At 46.4% G+C, this 23,402-nt stretch carries 24 protein-coding genes; 17 read left to right on the top strand and 7 right to left on the bottom strand.

What is annotated here, in order from left to right:
• The first annotated feature begins 34 nt into the window (after nucleotides 1-34).
• The 3 genes from leuD to L3C95_RS12200 all read left to right on the top strand — a co-directional run bounded on the left by leuD (nucleotide 35) and on the right by L3C95_RS12200 (nucleotide 3,378).
• The gene (gene leuD, locus L3C95_RS12210; protein WP_236387426.1) at nucleotides 35-634 is read left to right on the top strand and encodes a 3-isopropylmalate dehydratase small subunit; all 600 of its coding nucleotides are present in this window, start codon (nucleotides 35-37) and stop codon (nucleotides 632-634) included.
• 98 nt (nucleotides 635-732) lie between these two features.
• A complete protein-coding gene (gene leuB, locus L3C95_RS12205) occupies nucleotides 733-1,812 on the top strand; it encodes a 3-isopropylmalate dehydrogenase (protein ID WP_236387423.1) in 1,080 nt (359 codons plus the stop codon).
• Between the two features lie 57 nt (nucleotides 1,813-1,869).
• On the top strand, nucleotides 1,870-3,378 hold the full coding sequence (locus L3C95_RS12200) for a 2-isopropylmalate synthase (protein WP_236387421.1): 1,509 nt from the start codon (nucleotides 1,870-1,872) through the stop codon (nucleotides 3,376-3,378).
• Nucleotides 3,379-3,506: 128 nt separating this feature from the next.
• On the opposite strand, the gene L3C95_RS12195 is transcribed toward L3C95_RS12200, so the two are convergent.
• On the bottom strand, nucleotides 3,507-4,226 hold the full coding sequence (locus L3C95_RS12195; RefSeq protein ID WP_236387419.1) for a M15 family metallopeptidase: 720 nt from the start codon (nucleotides 4,224-4,226) through the stop codon (nucleotides 3,507-3,509).
• 115 nt (nucleotides 4,227-4,341) lie between these two features.
• Between L3C95_RS12195 and L3C95_RS12190 the strand changes: the two genes are divergently transcribed.
• From L3C95_RS12190 to L3C95_RS12145, 10 genes are all read left to right on the top strand, one after another.
• A complete protein-coding gene (locus tag L3C95_RS12190) occupies nucleotides 4,342-5,124 on the top strand; it encodes an SDR family NAD(P)-dependent oxidoreductase (protein ID WP_236387417.1) in 783 nt (260 codons plus the stop codon).
• 91 nt (nucleotides 5,125-5,215) lie between these two features.
• The gene (locus tag L3C95_RS12185; protein WP_236387415.1) at nucleotides 5,216-5,962 is read left to right on the top strand and encodes a hypothetical protein; all 747 of its coding nucleotides are present in this window, start codon (nucleotides 5,216-5,218) and stop codon (nucleotides 5,960-5,962) included.
• Between the two features lie 59 nt (nucleotides 5,963-6,021).
• Nucleotides 6,022-6,873 carry a fumarylacetoacetate hydrolase family protein gene (locus L3C95_RS12180; RefSeq protein WP_236387414.1) on the top strand — a complete coding sequence of 284 codons (852 nt, stop codon included), beginning with the start codon at nucleotides 6,022-6,024 and terminating at the stop codon, nucleotides 6,871-6,873.
• A 5-nt stretch (nucleotides 6,874-6,878) separates the two neighbouring features.
• Nucleotides 6,879-7,211, top strand: coding sequence for an L-rhamnose mutarotase (locus L3C95_RS12175; protein WP_236387412.1), 333 nt, complete (start codon nucleotides 6,879-6,881; stop codon nucleotides 7,209-7,211).
• 69 nt (nucleotides 7,212-7,280) lie between these two features.
• Complete coding sequence (locus L3C95_RS12170) at nucleotides 7,281-8,108, top strand: amidohydrolase family protein (RefSeq protein WP_236387410.1); 828 nt, start codon at nucleotides 7,281-7,283, stop codon at nucleotides 8,106-8,108.
• A gap of 35 nt (nucleotides 8,109-8,143) precedes the next feature.
• Nucleotides 8,144-8,926: an SDR family oxidoreductase gene (locus L3C95_RS12165; RefSeq protein ID WP_236387408.1), complete on the top strand. Its 783-nt coding sequence runs from the start codon at nucleotides 8,144-8,146 to the stop codon at nucleotides 8,924-8,926.
• Nucleotides 8,927-8,962: 36 nt separating this feature from the next.
• Nucleotides 8,963-10,261 carry an L-fucose:H+ symporter permease gene (gene fucP, locus L3C95_RS12160; protein WP_236387406.1) on the top strand — a complete coding sequence of 433 codons (1,299 nt, stop codon included), beginning with the start codon at nucleotides 8,963-8,965 and terminating at the stop codon, nucleotides 10,259-10,261.
• An 80-nt stretch (nucleotides 10,262-10,341) separates the two neighbouring features.
• Nucleotides 10,342-10,659 carry a hypothetical protein gene (locus L3C95_RS12155; RefSeq protein ID WP_236387404.1) on the top strand — a complete coding sequence of 106 codons (318 nt, stop codon included), beginning with the start codon at nucleotides 10,342-10,344 and terminating at the stop codon, nucleotides 10,657-10,659.
• A gap of 90 nt (nucleotides 10,660-10,749) precedes the next feature.
• Nucleotides 10,750-11,736, top strand: a complete 987-nt coding sequence (locus L3C95_RS12150) for an AAA family ATPase (protein WP_236387402.1) — start codon at nucleotides 10,750-10,752, stop codon at nucleotides 11,734-11,736.
• Entirely contained in the window at nucleotides 11,736-12,269 is a 534-nt protein-coding gene (locus tag L3C95_RS12145) for a hypothetical protein (RefSeq protein WP_236387400.1), read from the top strand. Before L3C95_RS12150 ends, L3C95_RS12145 begins: the two co-directional genes overlap by 1 nt.
• A 151-nt stretch (nucleotides 12,270-12,420) precedes the next feature.
• Here L3C95_RS12145 and L3C95_RS12140 read toward each other — a convergent pair whose 3' ends face one another.
• The gene (locus tag L3C95_RS12140; protein ID WP_236387398.1) at nucleotides 12,421-12,831 is read right to left on the bottom strand and encodes a cupin domain-containing protein; all 411 of its coding nucleotides are present in this window, start codon (nucleotides 12,829-12,831) and stop codon (nucleotides 12,421-12,423) included.
• A 175-nt stretch (nucleotides 12,832-13,006) separates the two neighbouring features.
• A complete protein-coding gene (locus tag L3C95_RS12135) occupies nucleotides 13,007-13,585 on the bottom strand; it encodes an O-methyltransferase (protein WP_236387396.1) in 579 nt (192 codons plus the stop codon).
• 61 nt (nucleotides 13,586-13,646) lie between these two features.
• On the opposite strand from L3C95_RS12135, the gene L3C95_RS12130 reads away from it, so the two are divergent.
• Both L3C95_RS12130 and L3C95_RS12125 read left to right on the top strand, forming a co-directional pair.
• The gene (locus L3C95_RS12130) at nucleotides 13,647-14,372 is read left to right on the top strand and encodes an MbnP family protein (protein WP_236387395.1); all 726 of its coding nucleotides are present in this window, start codon (nucleotides 13,647-13,649) and stop codon (nucleotides 14,370-14,372) included.
• Between the two features lie 6 nt (nucleotides 14,373-14,378).
• Nucleotides 14,379-15,437 (top strand): cytochrome-c peroxidase, encoded by a 1,059-nt coding sequence (locus L3C95_RS12125; protein WP_236387393.1) that lies wholly within the window; start codon nucleotides 14,379-14,381, stop codon nucleotides 15,435-15,437.
• A 128-nt stretch (nucleotides 15,438-15,565) separates the two neighbouring features.
• Here L3C95_RS12125 and L3C95_RS12120 read toward each other — a convergent pair whose 3' ends face one another.
• Together L3C95_RS12120 and glmS are read right to left on the bottom strand one after the other, a co-directional pair.
• Nucleotides 15,566-17,803, bottom strand: a complete 2,238-nt coding sequence (locus L3C95_RS12120) for a DUF4954 family protein (RefSeq protein ID WP_236387391.1) — start codon at nucleotides 17,801-17,803, stop codon at nucleotides 15,566-15,568.
• A 23-nt stretch (nucleotides 17,804-17,826) separates the two neighbouring features.
• Nucleotides 17,827-19,665, bottom strand: coding sequence for a glutamine--fructose-6-phosphate transaminase (isomerizing) (glmS, locus tag L3C95_RS12115; RefSeq protein WP_236387388.1), 1,839 nt, complete (start codon nucleotides 19,663-19,665; stop codon nucleotides 17,827-17,829).
• A gap of 221 nt (nucleotides 19,666-19,886) precedes the next feature.
• On the opposite strand from glmS, the gene L3C95_RS12110 reads away from it, so the two are divergent.
• A complete protein-coding gene (locus L3C95_RS12110; RefSeq protein WP_236387386.1) occupies nucleotides 19,887-20,417 on the top strand; it encodes a histidine phosphatase family protein in 531 nt (176 codons plus the stop codon).
• A gap of 96 nt (nucleotides 20,418-20,513) precedes the next feature.
• Here L3C95_RS12110 and mgtE read toward each other — a convergent pair whose 3' ends face one another.
• Both mgtE and L3C95_RS12100 read right to left on the bottom strand, forming a co-directional pair.
• Entirely contained in the window at nucleotides 20,514-21,890 is a 1,377-nt protein-coding gene (mgtE, locus tag L3C95_RS12105) for a magnesium transporter (protein ID WP_236387384.1), read from the bottom strand.
• A 51-nt stretch (nucleotides 21,891-21,941) separates the two neighbouring features.
• Nucleotides 21,942-22,811, bottom strand: coding sequence for a bestrophin family protein (locus tag L3C95_RS12100; protein ID WP_236387382.1), 870 nt, complete (start codon nucleotides 22,809-22,811; stop codon nucleotides 21,942-21,944).
• Nucleotides 22,812-22,908: 97 nt separating this feature from the next.
• Here L3C95_RS12100 and L3C95_RS12095 point away from each other — a divergent pair, with 97 nt between their 5' ends.
• On the top strand, nucleotides 22,909-23,298 hold the full coding sequence (locus tag L3C95_RS12095) for an SET domain-containing protein (protein WP_236387380.1): 390 nt from the start codon (nucleotides 22,909-22,911) through the stop codon (nucleotides 23,296-23,298).
• Nucleotides 23,299-23,402: the final 104 nt, after the last annotated feature.

The raw sequence follows: 23,402 nt of genomic DNA, 5'->3' as shown, positions 1-23,402 counted from the left end.
AAAATGAAAGACCTTCTCCGAAGGCTGTTAAATAATGAGTAAGAATTTTCAACATCTGGTTTCCACCGCAGTTCCTATTGCGATAGAAAATATTGATACTGATCAGATCATCCCTGCCCGCTTCCTGAAAGCAACAACAAGGGAAGGCTTTGGAGAAAATCTCTTCCGTGACTGGCGTTACGAAAGCAACGATGCACCTAAGAAGGACTTCGTGCTGAACAATCCTATCTACAAAGGCGAGATCCTGGTAGCAGGTAAGAACTTTGGTTGTGGTTCCTCACGCGAGCATGCAGCCTGGGCTATCGCCGACTATGGTTTCAAAGTAGTGATCAGCAGTTTCTTTGCTGACATCTTCAAGAACAATGCACTGAACAACTTTATCCTGCCTATCCAGGTGACCGACGAGTTCCTGGACAAGATTTTCAGCGCTATCGAAAAAGATCCTGCTGCCAAACTCGAAGTAGACCTGGAAAAGCAGACGCTGAAGATCGTTGCTACCGGTGAAGAAACACGTTTCGATATCAATCCTTACAAAAAAACATGCCTGATCAATGGCTACGATGATATTGACTACCTGTTGAGCCTTCGTAAGGAGATTGAATCTTACGAAGCCAGCCGTGAGTTTAATTTTTAACATTTTACTTCAGCAGTTTCGCCGTACTTTTCTAAGGAACGGCAGACCGCTGTGGTATGCAATGAAGTAAACATCAATTCTAATCAACTGTAAACTAAATGGGCGTAGACAAAAAGATACTGGTAATTCCCGGTGATGGTATCGGACAGGAGGTAACTGCCTGGGGTCAAAAAGTACTGGAAACAATTGCTGTAAATTACAAGCACAACTTCGTTTTTGAAGAAGGCATAATGGGGCATGTTGCAATCGAAGCTACCGGTAATCCGCTGCCTGACGAAACACTGGACAAAGCCCGCAAAAGTGATGCGATCCTCTTTGGTGCCATTGGTCATGCCAAATATGACAATGACCCTACACTGAAGGTACGCCCTGAGCAGGGATTGCTGAAGATCCGCAAGGAGCTCGGTTTATATGCCAATCTGCGGCCTATTAAGTTGTTTGATGAACTGCTGGAAGCATCCAGCATTAAGCCGGAAATACTGCGCGGAGCGGATATCCTGTTCTTCCGTGAGCTGACCGGTGATGTGTACTTCGGTGAAAAGAAACGTTCGGAAGATCGTAACACTGCTTCTGACCTGATGATCTATCATCGTTATGAAGTAGAACGTATTGCCCGTAAAGCATATGAAGCTGCCCGCAGCCGCCGTAAAAAGCTGTGCTCAGTAGATAAAGCGAATGTACTGGAAGCCAGCCGCCTGTGGCGCGAGGTTGTACAGGAACTCGCGAAGGAATATCCTGATGTGGAAACAGAACACATGTTCATCGATAACGCTGCTATGCAGCTGGTGAAAGATCCTAAACGTTTTGATGTGGTGCTGACAGCAAACCTGTTTGGCGACATCCTGACCGACGAGGCTTCACAGATCGCTGGTTCCATGGGGATGCTGGCGTCTGCATCTGTAGGCGATAGTACAGGTTTCTATGAGCCTATCCATGGTTCCGCGCATGACATTGCAGGTAAAGGTATTGCCAACCCGCTGGCCTCTATCCTGTCTGCTGCACTGATGCTGGATATTTCCTTCGGACTGAAAACAGAATCACTGCGTGTGATCAAAGCAGTAGAAGCAACATTGAAACAAGGCTTCCGTACCATGGATATTGCCAACAAGCATACGGAAAATCACTTCGTGATGGGTACAGACGCAATGGGTGCAAAAGTGCTGGAGAACCTGAATTAATTCTGCCAACACAATTGCCAACTAAAGTAAATTATCCAATAACACAATTAATTTAAGATGAGCGATAAAAATCGTGTATACGTCTTCGATACTACCCTCCGTGACGGTGAACAGGTGCCTGGATGCCAGCTTACAACTGTTGAAAAGATCGAGGTAGCTAAAGAACTGGAAGCGCTGGGAGTAGATGTTATTGAAGCCGGGTTCCCTATCTCCAGTCCCGGCGATTTCCAAAGCGTGGTTGAAATATCCAAAGCGGTAAGCGAGCCGGTTATCTGCGCGCTGACCCGTGCCAATACCATGGATATTGATGCAGCAGCAGAAGCCCTCCGTTTTGCTAAACGTAAGCGTATCCATACAGGTATCGGTGCTTCCGATATGCATATCAAATATAAATTCAACAGCACCCGCGAAGATATCCTGAAACGTGCCGTAGACGCTGTGAAGTATGCCCGCAAGTATGTGGACGATATTGAATTCTATGCAGAAGATGCAGGCCGTGCCGACAATGAATACCTGGCAAAAATGATCGAAGCAGTGATTGCTGCAGGTGCTACAGTGGTGAACATTCCTGATACGAATGGTTACTGCCTGCCTGACCAGTATGGCGCTAAGATCAAATACCTGATGGACAATGTATCAAACATTGACAAAGCCATCATCTCTGTGCATTGCCATAATGACCTGGGGCTGGCTACTGCCAATACCATTGCGGGTGTTATGAACGGCGCACGTCAGGTGGAATGTACCATCAACGGTATCGGTGAACGTGCTGGTAATACTTCTCTGGAAGAAGTGGCCATGATCCTGAAAACCCACCATGCACTGGGTTATCACACAGGTATCAACTCAAAACGTATCTATGGTATCAGCACCATGGTGGAGACCATGATGCGTATGCCTGTACAGCCTAACAAGGCGATCATCGGCCGTAATGCTTTTGCACACAGCTCCGGTATTCACCAGGATGGCGTGCTGAAACACCGCGAAAATTACGAGATCCTGAATCCGGAGGATGTAGGTATCTCATCCAATGCGATCATTCTGACTGCACGCAGTGGCCGTCACGCATTGAAACATCACCTGGAGCGCCTGGGTTATAAGATGGATAAGATAAACCTGGATGAAGTATATCAACGCTTCCTCATCATGGCCGATCAGAAGAAAGAGATCAACGATGCTGATCTGCAGGAACTGATGGGCGATGGCGACGATAAGAACTATGATGATAAAGCGATCAAGGTAACATTGCTGCAGGTAGTATGCGGAGATCCGCTGCGCCCGATGGCAACTGTGAAACTGAAGATCAACGGTGAAGAGAAAGAGGCCAGCTCCGCAGGTAATGGTCCTGTAGATGCCGCTATCAATGCTATTCATGAGATCATCAAAGACCAGATAGATATCGACGAATTCAATATCCAGTCTATGCGTGGTGGTAGTAAAGATGTGAGTAAAGTGAATATGCGCGTGAAACACAATGGCCAGGCTTATTATGGCTATGGTTATTCTACCGACATTGTGAACGCTTCTATGCATGCCTATGTGGATGCACTGAACAAGATCTTCTAAGCAACATTGATATGAATGAAAAAAGCCTGTATCACATTTGATGCAGGCTTTTTTCATTCGGATATAAGATTAGTCAGGAATTCATTTAGGCGACTCTCCGGAGGTCCATTTGTCTTTATTTCCTTTTTCTATTTGATGTCTTTGAAAGCAATATTCATCAGAGGGTATTGCTTGTGCTCTTTCAGATAATAGTGCCACCATTCTGTAGGTAGCGGCACGAAACCATATCGCTCCATTGTACTGCGTAATAGTGCCCTGTTGGCCGCAATTGTGCTATCGGGTTCTGCATAATCATGATGTGCTTTTACGGTAAAGTCGTCATAACCTGTCGGCATAAGGACCGGTTTACCGGTACGCAGGTCCACAATGGTCAGGTCGACTGCTACACCGCGGTTATGTCCTGAACCCACATGCGGGTCTGCCGCATAGCGGTCGTCCGGTACGATCTCCCACATCATCTCTGTAACACTATAAGGCCGGTAGCCATCAAATACCAGCAATCCCAGTCCTTTCTTATTCAGTTCCTGCTGTACGGCCTTCAAGGCTTTGGCGGCGGGCAAACGCAGGTACACAGCGGGGTAGGGGTACAATACCTTATGCGTGAAATTGTCGGCGGTAGCATAGCGGATATCCTTGCGGATACCCGGAATATAGGTCATGATATTGACGAATGCCTGGTTGCTGTCGGCAGATACCAGTTCCTTATACAGGCCGACGGTATTTACCACCGGCAGGCCGTATTTGTTCGGCGGTATCTTTTGAGCAGAAGCTGAGTAAATATTGTTTGTCAATATGACATATAAGAGCAAAACAGCTGTCTTTCGGAAAGTCCGGTAATTGATTTTCAACCTTTTTTTATTTAAATATTCATAAATATGGTAATAAAGTACAAATTACTGGTAAAAAAGGATAGCTTTTGCCTGCTTAAAAGGGTTATTTTAGAACCCTTAAATCAGACAAATTATGAACCTGTTTAGATTAGACAACAAAGTGGCTGTGATCACCGGTGGTGGCAGCGGCATAGGACAGGCAATTGCGAAGGTATTTGCAGCGCAGGGGGCTAATGTGCACATCCTTGAGCTGAATGAGGACGGAGGTAAGCAGACAGCGGCAGACATTGCTGCGGCAGGAGGAAAGGCGCAGGTACATGGCTGCAACGTAGCACAGCAGGCATCTGTAACCGCTACTATGGATGCGATCATTGCGGCGGCAGGCCGTATCGACATCCTGGTGAACTGTGCCGGCATCGCACATGTAGGTAAGCTGGAAACCACTACAGAAGAAGATCTGGACAGGATATATAATGTGAATGTAAAGGGAACATACAATTGTATGTATGCGGTGATAAAACAAATGAAGGAACAAAAAGGCGGCGTGATACTGAACGTAGCGTCTATCGCGTCCAGTGTGGGCATTCCCGACAGGTTCGCCTATTCCATGAGTAAGGGTGCGGTACTGACCATGACCCTTTCCGTAGCGAAAGACTATATACAGGATGGCATCCGTTGTAATTGTGTGTCTCCTGCGCGTGTGCATACGCCTTTTGTTGACGGATTTATTGCGAAGAACTATCCTGGTAAAGAAAAGGAAATGTTTGATAAACTGTCCAAAACACAACCGATCGGACGTATGGCAAAACCGGATGAGGTGGGCACCCTGGCATTGTTCCTGTGTGCTGATGAAGCAGGTTTCATCACAGGTTGCGACTATCCGCTGGATGGAGGATTTATCAGACTGAATAATTAAGAATTTGTGAAAAGCAGATTACGAATGAGGGATTAGGTATATTCGTAATTCACATTCTTAATTCTTCATTCGAAAATCAATGCACAATTCCATGAAAGCTTGGCCATTATTACTTTCAGCGACTTTATTCTTTGCCTGTGATCCACGTCCAAAACCGGCATCCAACGATGTAGAAGATACCTCCTCTGCAGGAGAGGCCTTTGAACCGGTAGCAGCGGCGGGAAAGGTTAGTGTATCTTTTCCGGTGACCGATACTACTGAGATCAAGATCCTTTTTGAACTGAATGGCCAGACGAAAGAGAAAAGCTTTGAACTGCCACTGGCGAAAGATGTTGAAGAGAAGGACCTGTACCGTTTGGTATGGGATAAGCCGAACAGCTGTTACATTGGTGTGTTGAAGCAAAACCGTACTACCCGTTACTACCACGCCAGTGTGGACGACAAGGGCTATCTGCAGATCAACCACGTAGGAACGCCTCCCGCAGGTGTATGGCAATATGCGGAAAACAGGATGGGATTAGGAAAAGTAAGCGTGTCTGCAAAAGCGAAACTGGAAGATACGTATAAGAAGAACTTACAGTCAGGCAGGATCATCGCAGACTTTATTGTGAGAGTAGTACCGCTGGCAGCTAAAGATTCCGTGCATATTTACGCTGAATTCGGCGGAGCTAACAGGACCATTTCTCAGGCTGTACCGGCAGGTTACAAAGCAGGAGTACTGGTGTCAGCAGACAAACCGGCCGAATGTTTTATAGCGCTGGAAAAAGATGGTAAACTACTCAACACTGTAGAGATCAAGGTAGATGGCGGACATTTAGAGATCAACAATTTAAGATAATAGCATGTGCTGCACAGCAGCCATCGCATAAAGCAAAAGCATAAACAGTAAATTTTTATATGAAACTGATCAGATTTGGTTTACCGGGTGCAGAAAAGCCAGGTATTGTAACAGAAGCAGGTACATTCGATGTAAGTGCATTTGGAGAAGACTTCGGCGAAAAGTTCTTTGAGACAGATGGTTTACAGCGCCTGGCTGCATGGTGGGAAAAGAACAGCGGCAGCTGTGCACAGGTAGCTGCAGGCACACGCCTGGGATCCTGCGTACAAAGGCCTTCCAAGATCATCTGTATAGGTCTGAACTATGCTGACCACGCAAGGGAAACCAATGCGCAGATACCTGCGGAGCCTATCGTATTCTTTAAAAGCACTTCTTCCCTGGTAGGGCCTAACGATAATCTGATCATTCCCCGTAACAGTGAGAAAACTGACTGGGAAGTGGAACTGGCGGTTGTGATCGGTAAAAAAGCCAGCTATGTGGATGAGAAAGATGCCCTGAGTTATGTAGCTGGTTATGCATTGCACAACGACTACAGCGAACGCGCTTTCCAGCTGGAACGTGGCGGACAGTGGGTAAAAGGAAAGAGCAACGATACCTTTGCTCCCCTGGGCCCATGGCTGGTTACCAAAGACGAAGTGAAAGATGTTGATAACCTGCGCCTCTGGCTAACCGTAAACGGTAAAACCATGCAGGACGGTACCACTGCCAACCTGATCTTCAAAATACCTTTCCTGGTATCTTACCTGAGCCAGTTCATGACACTGCTCCCGGGAGATGTGATCTCTACAGGTACACCGGCGGGTGTAGGACTGGGTATGAACCCACAGGTATACATTAAACCAGGCGATGTGATCGAACTGGGTATTGATGGATTGGGCAGTTCCAAACAAACGGCTGTCGCGTATAAATAAACACTATGAAACGTTACTGCCTGGCATTGGACCTGGTGAATGATCCGGCTCTGATAGCAGAATATGAAGCCTACCATCGTGAGGTATGGCCGGAGATAAAAAAGAGCATCACTGATAGCGGTATCACCAATATGGAGATCTACCGTATCATGGACCGTCTCTTTATGATCATGGAGGTGAACGACAGTTTCTCCTTCGACGCGAAAGGAGCGGCAGATGCTGCCAATCCTAAAGTACAGGAGTGGGAGCAGCTGATGTGGAAGTATCAGAAGGCCCTGCCTGTAGCGAAACCCGGCGAGAAATGGCTGATGATGGACAGGATCTTTTCACTACATTGATGAAGCGGAATAGCAGTAAGGAAGTATAGCTTTATAACCACTGAAAAGGAAGCTAAACGTTATGAAATAATGATTATAGACGCACACCAGCATTTCTGGCAATATCACCCTGTAAAGGATGCCTGGATCACTGACGATATGAAAGTGATCCAGGAAGATTTTCTGCCACACCATCTGCAACCTGTGTTGCAGGAAAATGGTGTGGATGGTTGTGTAGCAGTACAGGCAGATCAGTCGGAAACAGAAACCAATTTTCTGCTTGATCTGGCCGCTCAACACAATTTCATTAAAGGTGTAGTAGGATGGGTCGATCTTCGCGCAGATGACCTGTCTGAAAGACTGGAACATTTCAGTCGTTTTGAAAAGCTGAAAGGCTTCAGGCATATTGTACAGGGAGAGCCAGATCCTGCCTTTATACTGAGGAGTGATTTCTGTGAAGGGATACGGGCATTGTCAAAATACAATTTCACCTACGATATACTGGTATATCCTGTACAATTACCCGCAGTGGCGGCTTTTGTACAGCAGTTTCCCGGTCAGCGGCTGGTCATAGATCATATGGCCAAACCTTATTTCAAAACGGGAGATATCAGCGCCTGGGAAACGCATATGCGTGCGATCGCACAACATCCGCATGTATACTGCAAACTAAGTGGGCTGGTGACAGAAGCTGACTGGCAGAAGTGGGATGCTGCGCATTTTACACCTTTCCTGGATGTAGTGCTCGAAGCCTTCGGTCCCGAACGCCTGATGTTCGGGTCTGACTGGCCGGTATGTAAACTAGCGGCCAGTTACGCGGAAGTAATAGGGATTGTTACTGATTATATCAGCCGTCTTTCTGCCAGTGAAAAGGCAGGTGTCATGGGCGGAAACGCTGTCAGGTTCTACGGTCTGTAGTTCCTTGGTCAATTAAAACAATTTAAACGATTCACATGGATCTGGGATTAAAAGATAAAGTATTTATAGTTACAGGTGGCGCTAAAGGCATTGGTGAGGCAATCTCCAAACTGATTGCTGCAGAAGGCGGTATTACCGTAATTGCGGGCAGAAGCACAGAAGACAACAATAAGACAGTAGCAGCTATCACTGCTGCCGGTGGCAAAGCCGTTGAGGTAACTGCAGAACTGGGAGAAGCAGCCGCCTGTAAAAAGGTGATCGATTTTACCGTGGAAAAATACGGCCGCATCGACGGATTAGTAAATAATGCCGGTGTAAATGATGGCGTGGGCCTGGAAAGCGGTAGTCCTGAGAAGTTCATGGCATCTTTGCAGAAGAACATCTCCCACTACTACAACCTGGCGCACTATGCATTGCCTCACCTGAAAGCTACGAAAGGTAATATCGTAAATATCGGTTCTAAGGTAGCAGATACAGGCCAGGGAAATACATCCGGTTACGCAGCCTCCAAAGGTGGTATCAATGCGCTGACCCGTGAATGGGCAGTAGAACTGATACCTCATGGCATCCGCGTAAATACAGTGATTCCTGCAGAGGTATGGACGCCGCTGTATGAAACCTGGATCAACTCTTTACCGAATCCACAGGAGAAACTGGCGTCTATCGTAGCCAAGATCCCGTTTGAAAAACGCATGACCACTTCAGAGGAGATCGCTAACATGACGGTGTTCCTGTTGTCAAATGTGTCATCCCATACCACTGGACAGATCGTATATGTAGATGGTGGTTATACACACCTTGACAGGTCTATCAGCTAGTTGCCAACAGCAATTTTCACTATATAAATTTTACATATGGCCGGAGCCGCGATGCCCACTTCCACAGTTAAGGCAAACACCGATACAAAAAAGAGTTACCTGTTCGCATTCATACTGGTAACCAGTTTATTTTTTCTCTGGGCGCTGATCCACAATATGAGCCCTATTCTTATTCCACACCTGAAAAAGGCCTGTCAGTTGTCAGATATGCAGTCTGCATTTATTGACTCCGCAGTCTTTGCTGCCTACTTCCTGATGGCACTGCCAGCAGGAGCGGTGATGAAGAAGTTTGGATATAAGGCGGGTATTATCCTCGGATTGGCCCTGTATGCATTGGGCGCTTTTTTGTTTATTCCGGCCGCCAATACGCGTGAATACAGCTTCTTCCTGGGAGCACTGTTCATCATTGCTACTGGTCTTACATTCCTGGAAACAGCTGCCAATCCTTATGTATCTGTATTGGGTAGTCCGGAGACCGCTACAACACGTCTGAACCTGGCACAGTCATTCAATGGTGTGGGGGCAATGATCGCGCCGATATTGGGTGCAAAGTTCATCCTCTCCGGTACAGAACTGAGCAAGGAGCAGATCACGGCAATGTCGCCAGATGCATTGCAGCAATATCTTATCGGCGAGGCCAGCACTGTAAAGGTGCCCTACCTTGTGATCGGTATCGTTGTACTGCTGATCGCTATATTGTTTGTTGTCACCAAAATGCCGGAAGTAACTGAACAGGAGGATACAAGCATCGATGCAACAGCAGGCGAAAAAGGTAGCATATTCAGGCATCGCCACCTGATTGCTGCCGTAGTAGCAATGTTCTTTTATATCGGCGGACAGGTAGGTGTAAATGCCTTCTTTATCCGTTTCGCAAAGTTCACAGCAGGAATAGGAGAGAAGGAAGCTGCGGTATTGTTAGGTTCTGTGGCAGGTTTAGGTTTCATGGTTGGCCGTTTCTTCGGTACGTTCCTGATGCGCACCTTTAAACCACAAACCTTATTAACACTGTATGGTGCTATCAACGTGGGATTGATCCTGATCGCAATGACCACCAAAGGACAGATAGCCGTATGGACTGTACTGGCAGTACCGTTCTTCATGTCTATCATGTTCCCGACTATCTTCTCCCTGGGTATTAAAGGCCTGGGACCTGATACAAAGTTCGGATCATCACTGATCATCATGTCTATCGTAGGTGGTGCTATCTTCCCTCCGCTGATGGGACTCATCTCTGATAATTCCAATATCCAGATGGCTTACATCCTGCCGCTGATCTGCTTTGCAGTAGTGGTGTGGTTTGGCGTGAAAGGATATAAGCTGGATAAAGCACACTAATAAACAATCAAATAGTTCAATAGAAGGGTGTCAGCATGGCGCCCTTTTATTTTTTATTTTGTTGCTGACAATGATAACGTATGGAAGATTTGCAAATTAAAGATCCGGGTATCAGATACATATATAATCTGATCGTGAAAATGCTCGGAGAAGATGTTGTTGAACTGGTAGACTTCTGGGAGGCTGATTTATGTGCTGTTGGGTTTAAGAAGAAAGATAAGCTGGTTTATGTATCAAACTGGAAGTTCAGGGATTGTGCGCAGGAAGACATGAAATATTATGCCGAGTTTGAGGTGATTGATGAGACTACATCAGAAACACAAAGCGTCGCGAAGGTACTTAAGGAGGTTAGTGAGGAAGTGTTGTTGAAAGAGGTGTATGACTATTGGAATGGCTGAATTTTTTGTCTCCGGATGGAGTATTGAAATATCTGAATGGTGTATATTCAGCCACTGATCTGTTCAGAAAATGTCCTATTTTAGCTAACGATGTCAAATTCTCTCGATCATATAGCCATCAATAATTTTAAATCCATCAGGAATTTGGAGCTAGACGGCTTCAAACGGATCAACCTTTTCATAGGTCGTCCTAACGTAGGGAAATCCAATATCATAGAGGCTTTATCATTATTTTCATTGCCGTATCTAAGGGAAAATGCACTCAAAAAATTAAATAGCCTGATCCGTTTGGAACATGAAACGGAATTGTTTTATAATGGTAACACTGCGAATAATGCTGTGATCAGGACGAATGGAGGTGACGTCCAATTGAAATATCACCCCAAGGAAGGATTGAATATTGCTTTATTGTATCCCGGTGAATCATTCGATTTTCATGTCGATGAAAAACTATTAGTAAAAGGTGGGAAAAGAAGCGATTCTTTTGAACCCCCAATCAAACGATATACCTATAAATCTGACGTCGCCTATAAAAAAGGGCATAGCAAATATCTTATTCCACCTTTCGGATTCAACCTGTTATCGGTTATAGAACAGTACGGAGAACTTAAAAGCCAGGTTACTGCGCTGTTTAAAGAATATGGTTTAGACATCGCTTTTGATAAGAGCAGCCAGACTGTTAAAGTGATCCAATCTACTGATAAGGATGGCATGTTCCTGATACCTTACAATTCCATTGCAGATACCCTTCAACGTGTTATATTCTTCAAAGCAGCCATCGCTTCAAATAGAGATAGTGTACTACTGTTTGAAGAACCAGAAGCGCATTCGTTTCCTCCATATATGGCGCTTCTTACACAGGAAATGATCCATGGCCCGAACAATCAGTATTTTATCGCTACCCACAGCCCTTTTATACTAAATGATCTGTTGGAAAATAGCCGGAATGAACTATCAGTTTTCTTAGTTCACTATGAAAATAGTGCAACAAGCGTTAAGCGACTTTCTGACCAGGAGTTGCATGACGTCTTTCAAAACGGAGTAGATTTATTCACCAATAGCGAAAGTTTTATTTGATGGATTTAGCAGTCATCCCTGAATGTTTTGTTGACACCAATCTTCTTGAAACTTTAGTACCACCAGTAACACGATATAATCATCAGAAAGGTTGTGGTACTGTTACTAAAGTAATGAAACAAAACTTCTCAGATCGTTTTGCCATTGGCATTATAGACAAAGACAAGTATGAGGTAGATTATCTTAAAGAATTTACCGTTGTCTGCCAGGCAGGGGCTTTAATATTGCACAGGCATTCCAATATTGCCAGGCATCATTACATTATTCAGATAAGTCCCGCCATGGAGCGGTTCATACTGGATAATGCTACACTTGCAAATATTTCCTTATCTGATTTTAATTTACCGGAAGATCTTGAGCAGCTTAAGAAAGTATCAAAATCTGTGAACTCCAAGTATGATGAGCGCTTCAAACGCTTGTTCATCGCAATGCGCGAGGCCGGGGCAAGAGACCTGATAAGACTGGCGGATTGGGTTAGTTATCTGAAAGAGAATACGTATCAGGCGGATTTGCGAGTGCTTAAGAAATTTTAAACACAACATTGTAACGGGCGCGAAAAGATAAGCTAGCTAGTTTATGTCACGAAACGTGCTTATATGTCGCGCAAATGCATTTTATGTCACGAAAAGGCACTATATGTCATGTAAAAAAGGCTTCCAGGTACTCCCTGAAAGCCTTTCCGCCTCACTTCGCCAGCACTACCAGCGGCTTCCCTTTTTCCACTACATACGTCGCAAGTTCCTTCGCTTCACCCTTTCCCACATTCTTCACTTCATGCTTCACGCCGTATGGTATGAACAACACATCACCAGCCTTGAGCGTTACCGGCGGTTTCCCTTCAAGTTTATACTCTAACACTCCTTCAGTCACATAGATAATCTCTTCTCCCGGATGGCTATGCTTGGGAGCTGTTACGCCCGGCTTAAAATCCACAAGTACCTGCACGGCTTCACGTCCGGGAATGCTGAGATCATGTTGCTGAAGATCAGTACGGCCAAGGCCTTTTAGCTGCGCACTGGCAGAGCCGGGGATGATCGTTGCTGCCATCATAACTACTGTAACTATTGCGCCTGCGAGAATGTTATTACGTTTCATGTGTTTAATTTTTTAATGTTCAGAATTGTAACGTAAAGGTATACCCGGTATACCACCCTGACCAGCAGCATCTCGCGGGGTGGACAAGATTTACCGGGAAACGGGCATTCCGGTACCTAAAACAGCAAAGGCCCCCGGAAAACTGTCCGGAGGCCTTTACAAAAAGAGATGCAAGCTATTTCTTCACCGCAATAATGATCCCTGTTGCCCATACCATTTTCGTGAGTAACAGGTCTTCTCTTGCTTCGAGGTCTTTTATCAGTTGTGTTGCTTTTTCTGCATGTCCTTCCGGCCAGTTAGGCTGCGGCAGCATATCGTCGATAATGTAAAGGCCTCCTTTGTTGAGCATGGTCAGTGCTTCTTCCAGCATCAGGTATTTACCATGCCAGGTATCGGCAAAAATGAAATCGAACTTTCTGCGCCTGTTTTCCTTGAGCCATTCGCCACCATCGGCGTGTACGAGTTTCAGGCGCTTGTCGTCGCTTAAAAACTGTTTGGCGATATCCAGGAACTCTTCTGCATTATCTACAGAAATAAGGGTGCTTTCCTTATCCATTCCGTCCAGTATCCAGGACGTGGAGAGGCCGGTGCCTGTGCCCAGTTCGAGAAAGCTGCCATAGGGTTTGGATGCTGCCAGTGTACGGAGCAGGGAGCAGGTGAGCGGGTCGGAGGCCATAGTAAATCCGGAAGCGTTCGTGGCGTCGGCAATGTACTGGTAGTGTTCTGGGAATTGCTGTAATATGTCTTCTGTCATGGGTTATAATGTTAAACGTATTTCGACAAGGTAATAAAAAAAATCGCTTACTTTCGATATTATGAACCGCCTGTTATTACTGATATTCCTGTTCATTTCCACGGGCACAGCTGCACAGCAGATGCAGCTGGAGATCAGTCATATAGTAGCCAGCCAGCCCATGCAGCTGCGGACGGGGACCTACACCAATGCTGCAGGAGATACTTTCAATATCACATTGTTCAAATACTATCTCAGTAATTTTTCACTGATAGCTGCCAATGGCAGGAAGATCGCACTGCCGCCGGCGTATTTCCTGGTCAGTGAAGACAGTGTTGCTTCGAAGAAGATCCTGTTGCCACAGTGCCCGGAAGGGGAGTATACACAGCTGTCTTTCATGATAGGTGTGGATAGCGTGCTGAATTTCAGCGGCCCGCAGAGCGGCGCATTGGATCCGTTATATGGGATGTTCTGGACCTGGAACAGCGGTTATATTATGGCGAAACTGGAAGGTACTTCCCCATCCTCCCGGCTACCCAACCATATGCTGCAATTCCATATCGGCGGATACAGGGCGCCTCACGTTACCCAACGTATGGTGACGCTGTCCCTGCCTTCACCACTGCGGACCGGCCCGCAATCTAAACCCAAAGTTATCTTGCAGGCGGATGCCATGAGCTGGTTCAACGGTGCTACGCCGGTCAGCTTCCGGCAGATGGCTGGGTTTATGACGCCTGGTACACCGGCCGACCGTATTGCAGATAATTATCAGCACATGTTTTCCGTTAAAAATATCGTAAACCAATAACAGCAAATGTTCCGGAAAGCGGCATATATCCTTATCGCCTTCTGCCTGTGGTTGTGGATCATGGGCAGGGACCGGTATGCGCTTACCGCTCATTCCCCGGCAGTGGAATACTATCAGCTGAAACTGCCCGATAGCCTGCCACCCCCGGTATACGACTTTAAGAACAATCCGCTTACCAAACAGGGCATAGCCCTGGGAAGGCGTCTGTTCTATGACCCGAAACTATCGCTTGACAGCTCCGTTTCCTGTGGTTTCTGCCATCAGCAGTTTGCCGCTTTCGGGCATTTTGACCATGCTATCAGTCACGGGGTACTGGGCCGTACGGGTAACCGCTCGGTACCGGCATTGTTCAACCTGATCTGGCAGAAAGACTTCATGTGGGATGGCGGCGTGAATCACCTCGATATTCAGCCTTTAACGCCTATTACAGACGAAAATGAGATGGGAATGGACCTTGGAGTACTGATTAAGCGTTTGCAGGGAAATGCCACCTACAGGAAGCTTTTTAAAGAAGCTTACGGAACCGAACAGGTGACCAGCCAGCGATTGTTTAAAGCCCTGTCCCAGTTTATTGCCACCATGATCTCTTTTGAATCGAAATATGACAGTGTGATGCGCCGGGAACCGGGTGTGACATTTACTGCGGAAGAACGGGGCGGATACAGGACCTTCACCCAGAAATGCGCCAGCTGCCATAAACCTCCTTTCTTTACAGATTACAGTATCCGGAATAACGGACTGCCTTACCTGCCTTCCATGAATGATGTGGGCAGGATGCGTATCACTAACAATACGGCCGATTATCTGAAGTTTAAAGTGCCCTCACTGCGTAATGTGCTGATCAGCGCTCCCTATATGCACGATGGCCGGTTCTTCGATATTTTCCAGGTATTTGCCATGTACGATCATGGGCAGCAAAAAGGGAATACCATTGATCCTCTTGTGAAGAACGGTATTCCCCTGACAGAAAAAGAACAGCGGCAGCTGTATATGTTCCTGAATACTTTGACAGATAAGAAATTTGTGACCAATAAGGAATTGAGCGAAGTGCTGATCACTGATTAAGCGATACTTTGTTTTTGTTTGATGCAGTTGTCAGCTACCTGTTCTTTGGTGCACTGCAGAAAACTCTTCGTAAAACAAGTTCATCATCCGAAGCAAACTGCAATGTTGTATGACAGCTGTAACAAATGTTATTGCTCAACTACAGCGGCGTTGCTCAAACCCCACTCTTCAATCAGGCTGCTTACTTTCTTCTTATATTGTTTCAGTTCTGCAAGCGTCTGCTGTATAAAGCTGTTATCTTCCAGTTTGCCTATTACAGCTTCCATTTCTGCTTCGCTTTCATAGGTCATCTGACGGAAAGGATTCTGATAATCTTTCGCCCTGGAATGATGGATACCCTCTGTGAGGAAAGTTTGTATATGCACGGATTGCAACAGACATTCCTTGAGGAAGGAAGGTGTAAAGTCCCTCGCTGTTTTATCCTCTATATACAACAATGAAGCAATGGCATGCTGCAGTTTGTCCGTTGAATAATGTTCACCGATGATTCTATAGTTTTCGTGTAATGCAGCCCAGCTGTTGACAGCGCCCGAGCGGATCCTGTCCTTAAGATCCAGCAGTGTTTCTTCTTTCATCAGCTGTCCGCCTACATTGTACCACGGGCCCCTTTCTGCAGTTTCCACAATAGCGCGGAGGGAGGTAAAATGTCCGGGATGTTCTTCCAGATAGCTGAGGATGTTACGCACGGCATATAGATTGATCAGCTCACGGAACAGCGGATAAGACCTGTGTACTTTCAATAGCTGTACTTTACGTGAACTGTTCTCTACATTGGTAGCGAATATCTGCAAGCCTGCTACTATTTCAGGATCGTGTATTAATAACTCTTTTCCTTTCTCCTGCAGGTCGTGTTCAGACAGCTGATCCGCCAGCGGATCATGTTGGCTGTACCATGCTTTACCGGTGGCGATTTCCATCAGTGTCATGGCATGGATCATCTCTTCGACGCTATCCGGCGCCAGGTAATCATATTCTATCAGCTGTGTTTTATCAGTACGTTTATCGCGGTCAATATATTTCCATGAGTTACGTGCCAGCGCATACATGTTATGCAGGAACCAATAGCCGGTCATGATCTTGAGGCTGTTGCTCTGTTCATCGTTCAATACAAGGCTGAATGGATAAGGTACATCCATTTCATACATGTAAGTGCCCTTGGCGATCAGCGTGAAGCTGGCAAAGCGGGAATTGTGTTTCAGACTTACGCATAGTCCGGGCCAGAAACCACGCCCTGCTATTACTTCACCATCTGCTCCGCGGGAATTGTGATTGGAACCTATCGTAGCGCCGGCAGCCATGTTGCTCTGTCCCATGATCAGTGCAGCGCATAGGAAAGAGTTATTATGATGCTGCTCATGCGCGGGAAATATCAGTGAATTCAATACCTCGCAACAGGAGATCGTCGCATTGTTGCCCAGGTAAGAGTTGATCAGACGGGCGCCATATTTCAACTGCGAATGAGAGGCCATTACAAAACGTACTGCCTTCACACCATAGAACACACGGCAACCATAACCAACAATGCCATTCACCAGTTCGCAGCCTTCACCTATCTGGCTGGTGGCATCAGAAGAACTGTTGATAGTAACATTTTTGATCTTGTTGGCGCCTTTGAGATACGCATCTGTACCGATATGCACATCCTTGATGATCTTACAGTTCTTGATCACCGAGCGGTCGCCCACCATACCATAGTAGCCGCGTTTTTTATCAAACTGATTTTCGGTAAATCGCTTGAATTGTTCCTGTAACGCCTTATCGTCACGGTTGCGTGTCCATAACCAGGCATCGCCAGGCAGCATACCATCAAAAGGCATGACGCTTCTGCCGCCATTCTCGTTGCACAGCTCCAGCCAGATGCGCAGATGTTCCGGCTCGCCTTCCTTCACAATACCATTGCCGAACTTCGAATGATCGGTAGTAGCCATCTCGTTGACATTAGAGATGATCACTTCATTACCGATGATATAATGGGAAAGAAAATTGACGTTATGAATAGCGGTATTGTCGCCAAAATCGCAGGAGGTGATGGTGCTGTTATACAGTCCTACCGGTAGCCTTAGATTATGGAACTCCAGGTAATAAGGTTCCAGTTTACCGATGCGCACCACGCCAAAGAAGTGGCAGTGTTTCACCAGCTGAGGGCTGAATTCATTGCCTACAAAGATGTTGTTCCAGTCATCGGAAGTATTGTCGTTGCGTACTAATATCTCTATCTCAAGTGCGCTGAGTTTACGGTAATTGCGTTGCTGTTTACCCAGTTGTTTATTCCGCAGGTAGTATTCATCCTGACCTTCAGGCAAATAGGATGCCGCTACAAAATTGTAGCCTAACTCTGTGAGTGGCTTCTTCTGTATCACATTCATCGGAAAAGAATTGAGGTTATTGATTATTCTACGGTAACTGATTTTGCAAGATTCCTCGGTTTATCCACATCAAATCCTTTCAGTACGCCAATATGATAAGCAAGCAACTGCATGGGAATAACTGAGATGATCGGCGCTACCAGTTCATCTGCCGCCGGTACTTCGATGACGTCATCTGCCATACCGGGAATAGTCTGGTCGCCTTCTGTTACTACTGCGATCACTTTACCTTTACGCGCTTTTATTTCCTGGATATTAGATACTACTTTCTCGTAATAGCTGTCGCGGGTCGCTACAAAAACAACCGGCAGGTTTTCATCTACCAGTGCTATTGGGCCATGCTTCATTTCTGCCGCCGGATAACCTTCAGCATGTATATAAGAGATCTCTTTCAGTTTCAACGCCCCCTCCAGTGCCACAGGGAAGTTATAACCACGGCCCAGATAGAGGAAGTCGCGTGCATCTTTATATTTCTCTGCTATCTCCCTGATCTGATCATTCAGTTTCAGAGTGGTCGCTACCTTTTCAGAAATGGTATCCAGTTCGTCCAGCAGGTGCTGGAAGCGTTGTTCTGTAATAGTGCCTTTTTCCTGTGCCACTTTCAGTCCTATCATGCAGAGTACAGCCAATTGTGCTGTAAATGCCTTGGTGCTGGCTACGCCAATCTCCGGACCGGCATGGGTGTAAGCACCTGCATGGGAGAGACGTGCTATGGAAGATCCTACCACGTTACAAACGCCCAGTATGATAGCCCCTTTCTCTTTGGCGCTTTCCATGGCCACCAGTGTGTCTGCTGTCTCGCCGGACTGCGACACTGCTATGATCACATCGCCTTCACCTACTACCGGATTACGGTACCTGAATTCTGAAGCGTACTCGACCTCTACAGGAATGCGGCACAGTTCTTCTATCATGTATTCCGCCACCAGTCCTGCATGCCAGGAGGTGCCACAGGCCACTATAATGATACGTTTTGCCTGACTAAGCAGACCTGCATGCTCACGGATGCCACCCAGGGTGAGTGTACCGCTCTTCGCATCCAGGCGGCCGCGCAAGCTGTCAAAGATGGTTTGAGGTTGTTCGAAGATCTCTTTTAGCATGAAATGATCATACCCGCCTTTCTCAATAGCGGCCAGTTCAATATCCAGCTTCTGGATATAGGGGGTCTGACGCTCATTGGAAATGTTTTTCAGGATCAGTTCATCTGCCTTTATAATAGCGATTTCATAATCGTTCACGTACACTACTTCCTTGGTGTATTCCACGATGGGAGAGGCGTCCGAAGCCAGGAAGTGTTCTCCCTTGCCTACACCGATCACCAGGGGACTGCCTTTACGGGCGGCGATGAGCGTATCGGGATTTGCTTCATCTACCAGCACGATCACGTAAGCGCCTACCACTCTTTTTAAAGCGATACGCAGCGCCTCTTCCAGTCCGCACTGATTGCTTTTTTGTATTTCTTCTATGAAGTGGATCAGCACTTCGGTATCCGTGTCACTTTTGAAAACATGGCCTTTTTTCAGCAACTCCTGTTTGAGTTGGGAATAATTTTCTATGATACCGTTATGTATCATGGCCAGGGTACCGCTACCGGAGGTGTGGGGGTGTGAGTTGCGGTCACTGGGCTCTCCGTGAGTCGCCCATCTTGTATGGCCGATAGCCACATGACTGCGCACATCTTTGCCGGTGAGGTGGTCTTCTAGTTCGGCAACTTTTCCTTTTTTCTTGTAGACTTTTAGTCCGCTGCCGTTGAGTAAGGCCACGCCGGCACTGTCATAACCGCGGTATTCTAATCTTTTCAATCCTTTTAATACGATGGGGTAGGCTTCTCGCTGGCCTATGTAAGCAACTATTCCGCACATAAAGTTTTTCAGTTTACATGGATAAGACGTGCAATATGGATAAAAAATGTGAAAAACGTACAAAAGATTGCGAAGAATGACTCATAATAACGAAATGAGCCTCATTCTTTTAGCCGCATAAGCAACAATACTTATGTGTTTTATGCCTAATCAGACTTATCAAATTGCATGCCTGCTGAGAAAATTCGTAATTTGTACCCCTTAATCGAACAAGAGGTCCTATGAGATACATCGTAATAATCTTACTATGCTGCCTGGCATGTGATCCACCTCCACCTGAAAGGCAACCCATTCCGGTTGCCGAAGACAGTACCTTTCTCACCGGCACTTTTTACCTGGTACGCCATGCTGAACAGGGAGCTGGTGAAGATTCCGCACTCACAGAGGCAGGTCATCGCAGGGCAGGAGCGCTTTACAGGTTATTACAGGACTCAGGGATCCAGAAGGTTTATTTCACCCATTATCAGCATAGTATACAGACGGCCGATTCCATATGCCAGTACCTGGCAATCGATACCGCTTCCTATCTGCCCGATTCTACAGGGGAAGATCTGTTGTATGAGATCACCCGTCACAACGACTGGGGAAAGAAGCTGCTGGTGATAGGGAATAAAAATACACTGGTGCCTATCATGCATTCCTTAAAAGCAAAACCGAAGATCGATTCTATAGCGGAACAGGATTATAGTAGTTTGTTTGTTGTGAAGAAGTACAGGGATAGTGTGAAGTGCAGAAGGGTTAGCTACGAATAGCAAAAAGATCTTTTATGATATTGTGAAGGGGTACCGCCCCGGGCTACAAACACGTAGCTCCTGACGGAGCTGCGCGTTCTGAGGTCCCGGATTATTTTACAATAAAATGCCTTTCATTAGTGTGTAAGCCACTGAGAAGTAGATCAACAGTCCCGTTACGTCAACAAGTGTGGCCACAAAGGGGGCGGAAGATGTAGCAGGATCCGCGCCCAGTTTCTTTAAGATCAATGGCAGCATAGAGCCTGAAAGCGTTCCCCATAGTACAACACCTACCAGCGACAGCCCTACAGTTGTGCCGATCAGGATAGTATGGTCGCCATAAGTGTGGAAGAAGGAATTCCACAACAGTATACGTGTGAAGCCAATAATACCCAGTACGCCACCCAACAGCAATCCGGAAATGATCTCTCTCCTCATCACGCTCCACCAGTCGGAGATGGTGATCTCACCCAGCGCCATTGCCTGAATGATAAGGGTGGATGCCTGTGAACCGCTGTTACCACCGCTGGAGATGATCAGTGGAACAAATAAAGCCAGTACAACGGCTTTTGCTATTTCATCCTCAAAGAAACCCATAGCAGTAGCGGTAAGCATTTCTCCGATAAACAGTATGATCAGCCATCCTATCCGCTTTTTCACCAGTTTCATTAAGGGAATATCGAGATAAGGCTCGTCCAGCGCCTCGGTACCACCGATACGCTGTATGTCTTCCGTATGCTCTTCATTGGCGATCCACAGGATATCGTCGATGGTGATGATACCCAGCAGTATGCCGGCATCGTCGACCACAGGCAGCGCTACACGGTTTTCCATGCGGAACACCTGTATGGCCTCTTCCTGGTCGTCGTTCACATGGAGGGCAACAAAGCGGTCGTCCATCAGTGTATGGACCACCGTATCAGGCGATACCAGCAGGAATTCCCTGATACGGAAGTCATCTATCAGCTTGCCTTTTTCGTCTACTACGTAGATCACATCAATGGTCTCACTGTCCTTGCCATACTCCCGGATATAACGCAATACCTGTTTCACTGTCCACTCTTCCCTCACGGCTATATAATCCGGCGTCATGATACGCCCTACGCTCGTCTCGGGGTATCCCAGCAGGCTGAGAGTAATTTTACGCTCTTCGGGGTCCAGTAGTTTGATCAACTCTTTTACCACATCACTATGCAGCTCTCCCAGGAAGGCCGTACGGTCATCCGCCGGCAGCTCATTGAGCAGTTCTGCTACTTTGGTGGCAGGCAGCTCACGGATCACGTCTTCCTGTACATGAAACTCCAGGATCCTGAAGGCAGCAGCAGCACGGCCTATGGACAAGTGATTCATTATCACGTCAGCATGTTCCGGCATCTCGTGAATGAGCTCGGCTATGTCTGTGATGAGCTGATCATCCAGGTACACTTTCAGTTCCGGGTAGTTCTGCTCAGCGACCAGCGTCTCAAATTTTTCCTGTAAAGCTTCATTTTCCATATTCCAAAATGCTGTCAGTGAGGCGAAATTAAACAAAGTTGATGTCCTACGTCACAATATCTCTGCCACATGCTTACGGATATTCGTAGAAATCGTCTCCGTAGGCAGATCATTGGCATCTAATCCGAAAGGGTCTTCAATTTCCTCGGCAATCAGCTCAAGGCTGGCCAGCACGTAAAAAATGAATACTACCACAGGTATGATGAGGTAATGAAGCGTAAAGACATAACCCAGTGGCAGCGTCATTACGAAGAAGAAGATAAACTTCTTGATAAAGACACTGTAAGAGAAGGGGATAGGGGTATTCCTGATCCGCTCGCAGGCGCCGGAGATATCTGTAAAGGATTGCAGCTCCGCATTGATGGTGATCAGCTGGTCGCCGGAGATCTGCCCCTGACGGTATAGCTCATGTACGTGCGCCATTATCATGCCGGCTATCTGGTTGGGTACATGTTTATCAGCATCTAACTGTATGCCTGCCGGCAACTGCAGGTCCTCAATGATATATTTATTACGCAGGTGGTTCTTCAGGCTAAAGGCAAAATTAGGTATCATCAGCCGGAAGAACTCACGGGAAGCGGTATTGGAAGCCGGCAGTATAGCAGCTACTTTAAGGGCAAGGTTGCGGCTGTTGTTCACCAGGGAGCCCCATAACCTACGGCCTTCCCACCAGCGGTCATAAGCAGTATTGGTGCGGAATACCAGTAACAGGGATATCACAAAGCCCAGTAATGAATGGATCAGGGTGATCTGCTTGAGGTCACTGTTGGGCGTCAGCTTTAACAGGTCCAGTTCAAGGAAAGCGATCAACGCCGAATAGGCAGACAGGGCTATAAACATTGGGAACAGCTTCCTGACGGTGTCGGCTTTATGGAAGCGGAAGATAAAAGTAAACCAGACTTTCGGGTTGTAGTCAATCATATTTTTCTATAGAGATTTACGCAAACCTAAAAATTTTACACATGATTTTGATAACTTCCTGCTTTACCTTTATTTTACGCTTCGTTTACATAACATTATGATCAAGCCATATTTATACGTCGACAAGACAAAAGGCAAGGGCCGCGGTGTATTTACAAAAGATAAAATACCAGCCGGCACCCGCATAGAAACTTCCCCTGTACTGGTTCTGTCTTACGACGATACAGCGATTGTCGATAAAACTAAACTGCACAATTACATCTTCCTGTGGGGTGCACGCGAAACACGCTCCTGTATAGCACTGGGTTTCTGTTCCATCTACAACCATTCCTATGAGCCTAACTGCGAATACGAAATGGACTTCGATGCTGAAACCATGAGCATTATCACCCGCCGGGAGATAAAGAAAGGGGAAGAACTGTGCATCAACTACAATGGAGATGTAACCGATACATCACCAGTATGGTTTGATGTAAAGAAGAAATAGTACAGTAGGGCCATTTAATACCGCTTCACAGGTCTCAGCCGGAAAAGCCTTCACCAGCCAGAAAGCCAACTCTTTGAAGAAATAAATAAGGAATTGAGAAATTC

The organism is Chitinophaga filiformis (assembly GCF_021646545.1).
Lineage (GTDB): Bacteria > Bacteroidota > Bacteroidia > Chitinophagales > Chitinophagaceae > Chitinophaga > Chitinophaga filiformis_A.
Note: the sequence above shows the minus strand (reverse complement) of the source record. Positions and strands in the feature narration are given on the sequence as shown.

What these genes read in the sequence shown, in the direction of transcription:
- L3C95_RS12150 (WP_236387402.1), top strand. Translation starts at nt 10,750, where the DNA reads ATGTCAAATTCTCTCGATCATATAGCCATCAATAATTTTAAATCCATC.
- L3C95_RS12140 (WP_236387398.1), bottom strand. Translation starts at nt 12,831, where the DNA reads ATGAAACGTAATAACATTCTCGCAGGCGCAATAGTTACAGTAGTTATG.
- L3C95_RS12175 (WP_236387412.1), top strand. Translation starts at nt 6,879, where the DNA reads ATGAAACGTTACTGCCTGGCATTGGACCTGGTGAATGATCCGGCTCTG.
- L3C95_RS12155 (WP_236387404.1), top strand. Translation starts at nt 10,342, where the DNA reads ATGGAAGATTTGCAAATTAAAGATCCGGGTATCAGATACATATATAAT.
- L3C95_RS12190 (WP_236387417.1), top strand. Translation starts at nt 4,342, where the DNA reads ATGAACCTGTTTAGATTAGACAACAAAGTGGCTGTGATCACCGGTGGT.
- L3C95_RS12170 (WP_236387410.1), top strand. Translation starts at nt 7,281, where the DNA reads ATGATTATAGACGCACACCAGCATTTCTGGCAATATCACCCTGTAAAG.
- L3C95_RS12165 (WP_236387408.1), top strand. Translation starts at nt 8,144, where the DNA reads ATGGATCTGGGATTAAAAGATAAAGTATTTATAGTTACAGGTGGCGCT.
- leuB (WP_236387423.1), top strand. Translation starts at nt 733, where the DNA reads ATGGGCGTAGACAAAAAGATACTGGTAATTCCCGGTGATGGTATCGGA.
- glmS (WP_236387388.1), bottom strand. Translation starts at nt 19,665, where the DNA reads ATGTGCGGAATAGTTGCTTACATAGGCCAGCGAGAAGCCTACCCCATC.
- L3C95_RS12095 (WP_236387380.1), top strand. Translation starts at nt 22,909, where the DNA reads ATGATCAAGCCATATTTATACGTCGACAAGACAAAAGGCAAGGGCCGC.
- L3C95_RS12125 (WP_236387393.1), top strand. Translation starts at nt 14,379, where the DNA reads ATGTTCCGGAAAGCGGCATATATCCTTATCGCCTTCTGCCTGTGGTTG.
- mgtE (WP_236387384.1), bottom strand. Translation starts at nt 21,890, where the DNA reads ATGGAAAATGAAGCTTTACAGGAAAAATTTGAGACGCTGGTCGCTGAG.
- leuD (WP_236387426.1), top strand. Translation starts at nt 35, where the DNA reads ATGAGTAAGAATTTTCAACATCTGGTTTCCACCGCAGTTCCTATTGCG.
- L3C95_RS12180 (WP_236387414.1), top strand. Translation starts at nt 6,022, where the DNA reads ATGAAACTGATCAGATTTGGTTTACCGGGTGCAGAAAAGCCAGGTATT.
- L3C95_RS12130 (WP_236387395.1), top strand. Translation starts at nt 13,647, where the DNA reads ATGAACCGCCTGTTATTACTGATATTCCTGTTCATTTCCACGGGCACA.
- L3C95_RS12120 (WP_236387391.1), bottom strand. Translation starts at nt 17,803, where the DNA reads ATGAATGTGATACAGAAGAAGCCACTCACAGAGTTAGGCTACAATTTT.
- L3C95_RS12200 (WP_236387421.1), top strand. Translation starts at nt 1,870, where the DNA reads ATGAGCGATAAAAATCGTGTATACGTCTTCGATACTACCCTCCGTGAC.
- L3C95_RS12135 (WP_236387396.1), bottom strand. Translation starts at nt 13,585, where the DNA reads ATGACAGAAGACATATTACAGCAATTCCCAGAACACTACCAGTACATT.
- L3C95_RS12145 (WP_236387400.1), top strand. Translation starts at nt 11,736, where the DNA reads ATGGATTTAGCAGTCATCCCTGAATGTTTTGTTGACACCAATCTTCTT.
- L3C95_RS12110 (WP_236387386.1), top strand. Translation starts at nt 19,887, where the DNA reads ATGAGATACATCGTAATAATCTTACTATGCTGCCTGGCATGTGATCCA.
- L3C95_RS12185 (WP_236387415.1), top strand. Translation starts at nt 5,216, where the DNA reads ATGAAAGCTTGGCCATTATTACTTTCAGCGACTTTATTCTTTGCCTGT.
- fucP (WP_236387406.1), top strand. Translation starts at nt 8,963, where the DNA reads ATGGCCGGAGCCGCGATGCCCACTTCCACAGTTAAGGCAAACACCGAT.
- L3C95_RS12100 (WP_236387382.1), bottom strand. Translation starts at nt 22,811, where the DNA reads ATGATTGACTACAACCCGAAAGTCTGGTTTACTTTTATCTTCCGCTTC.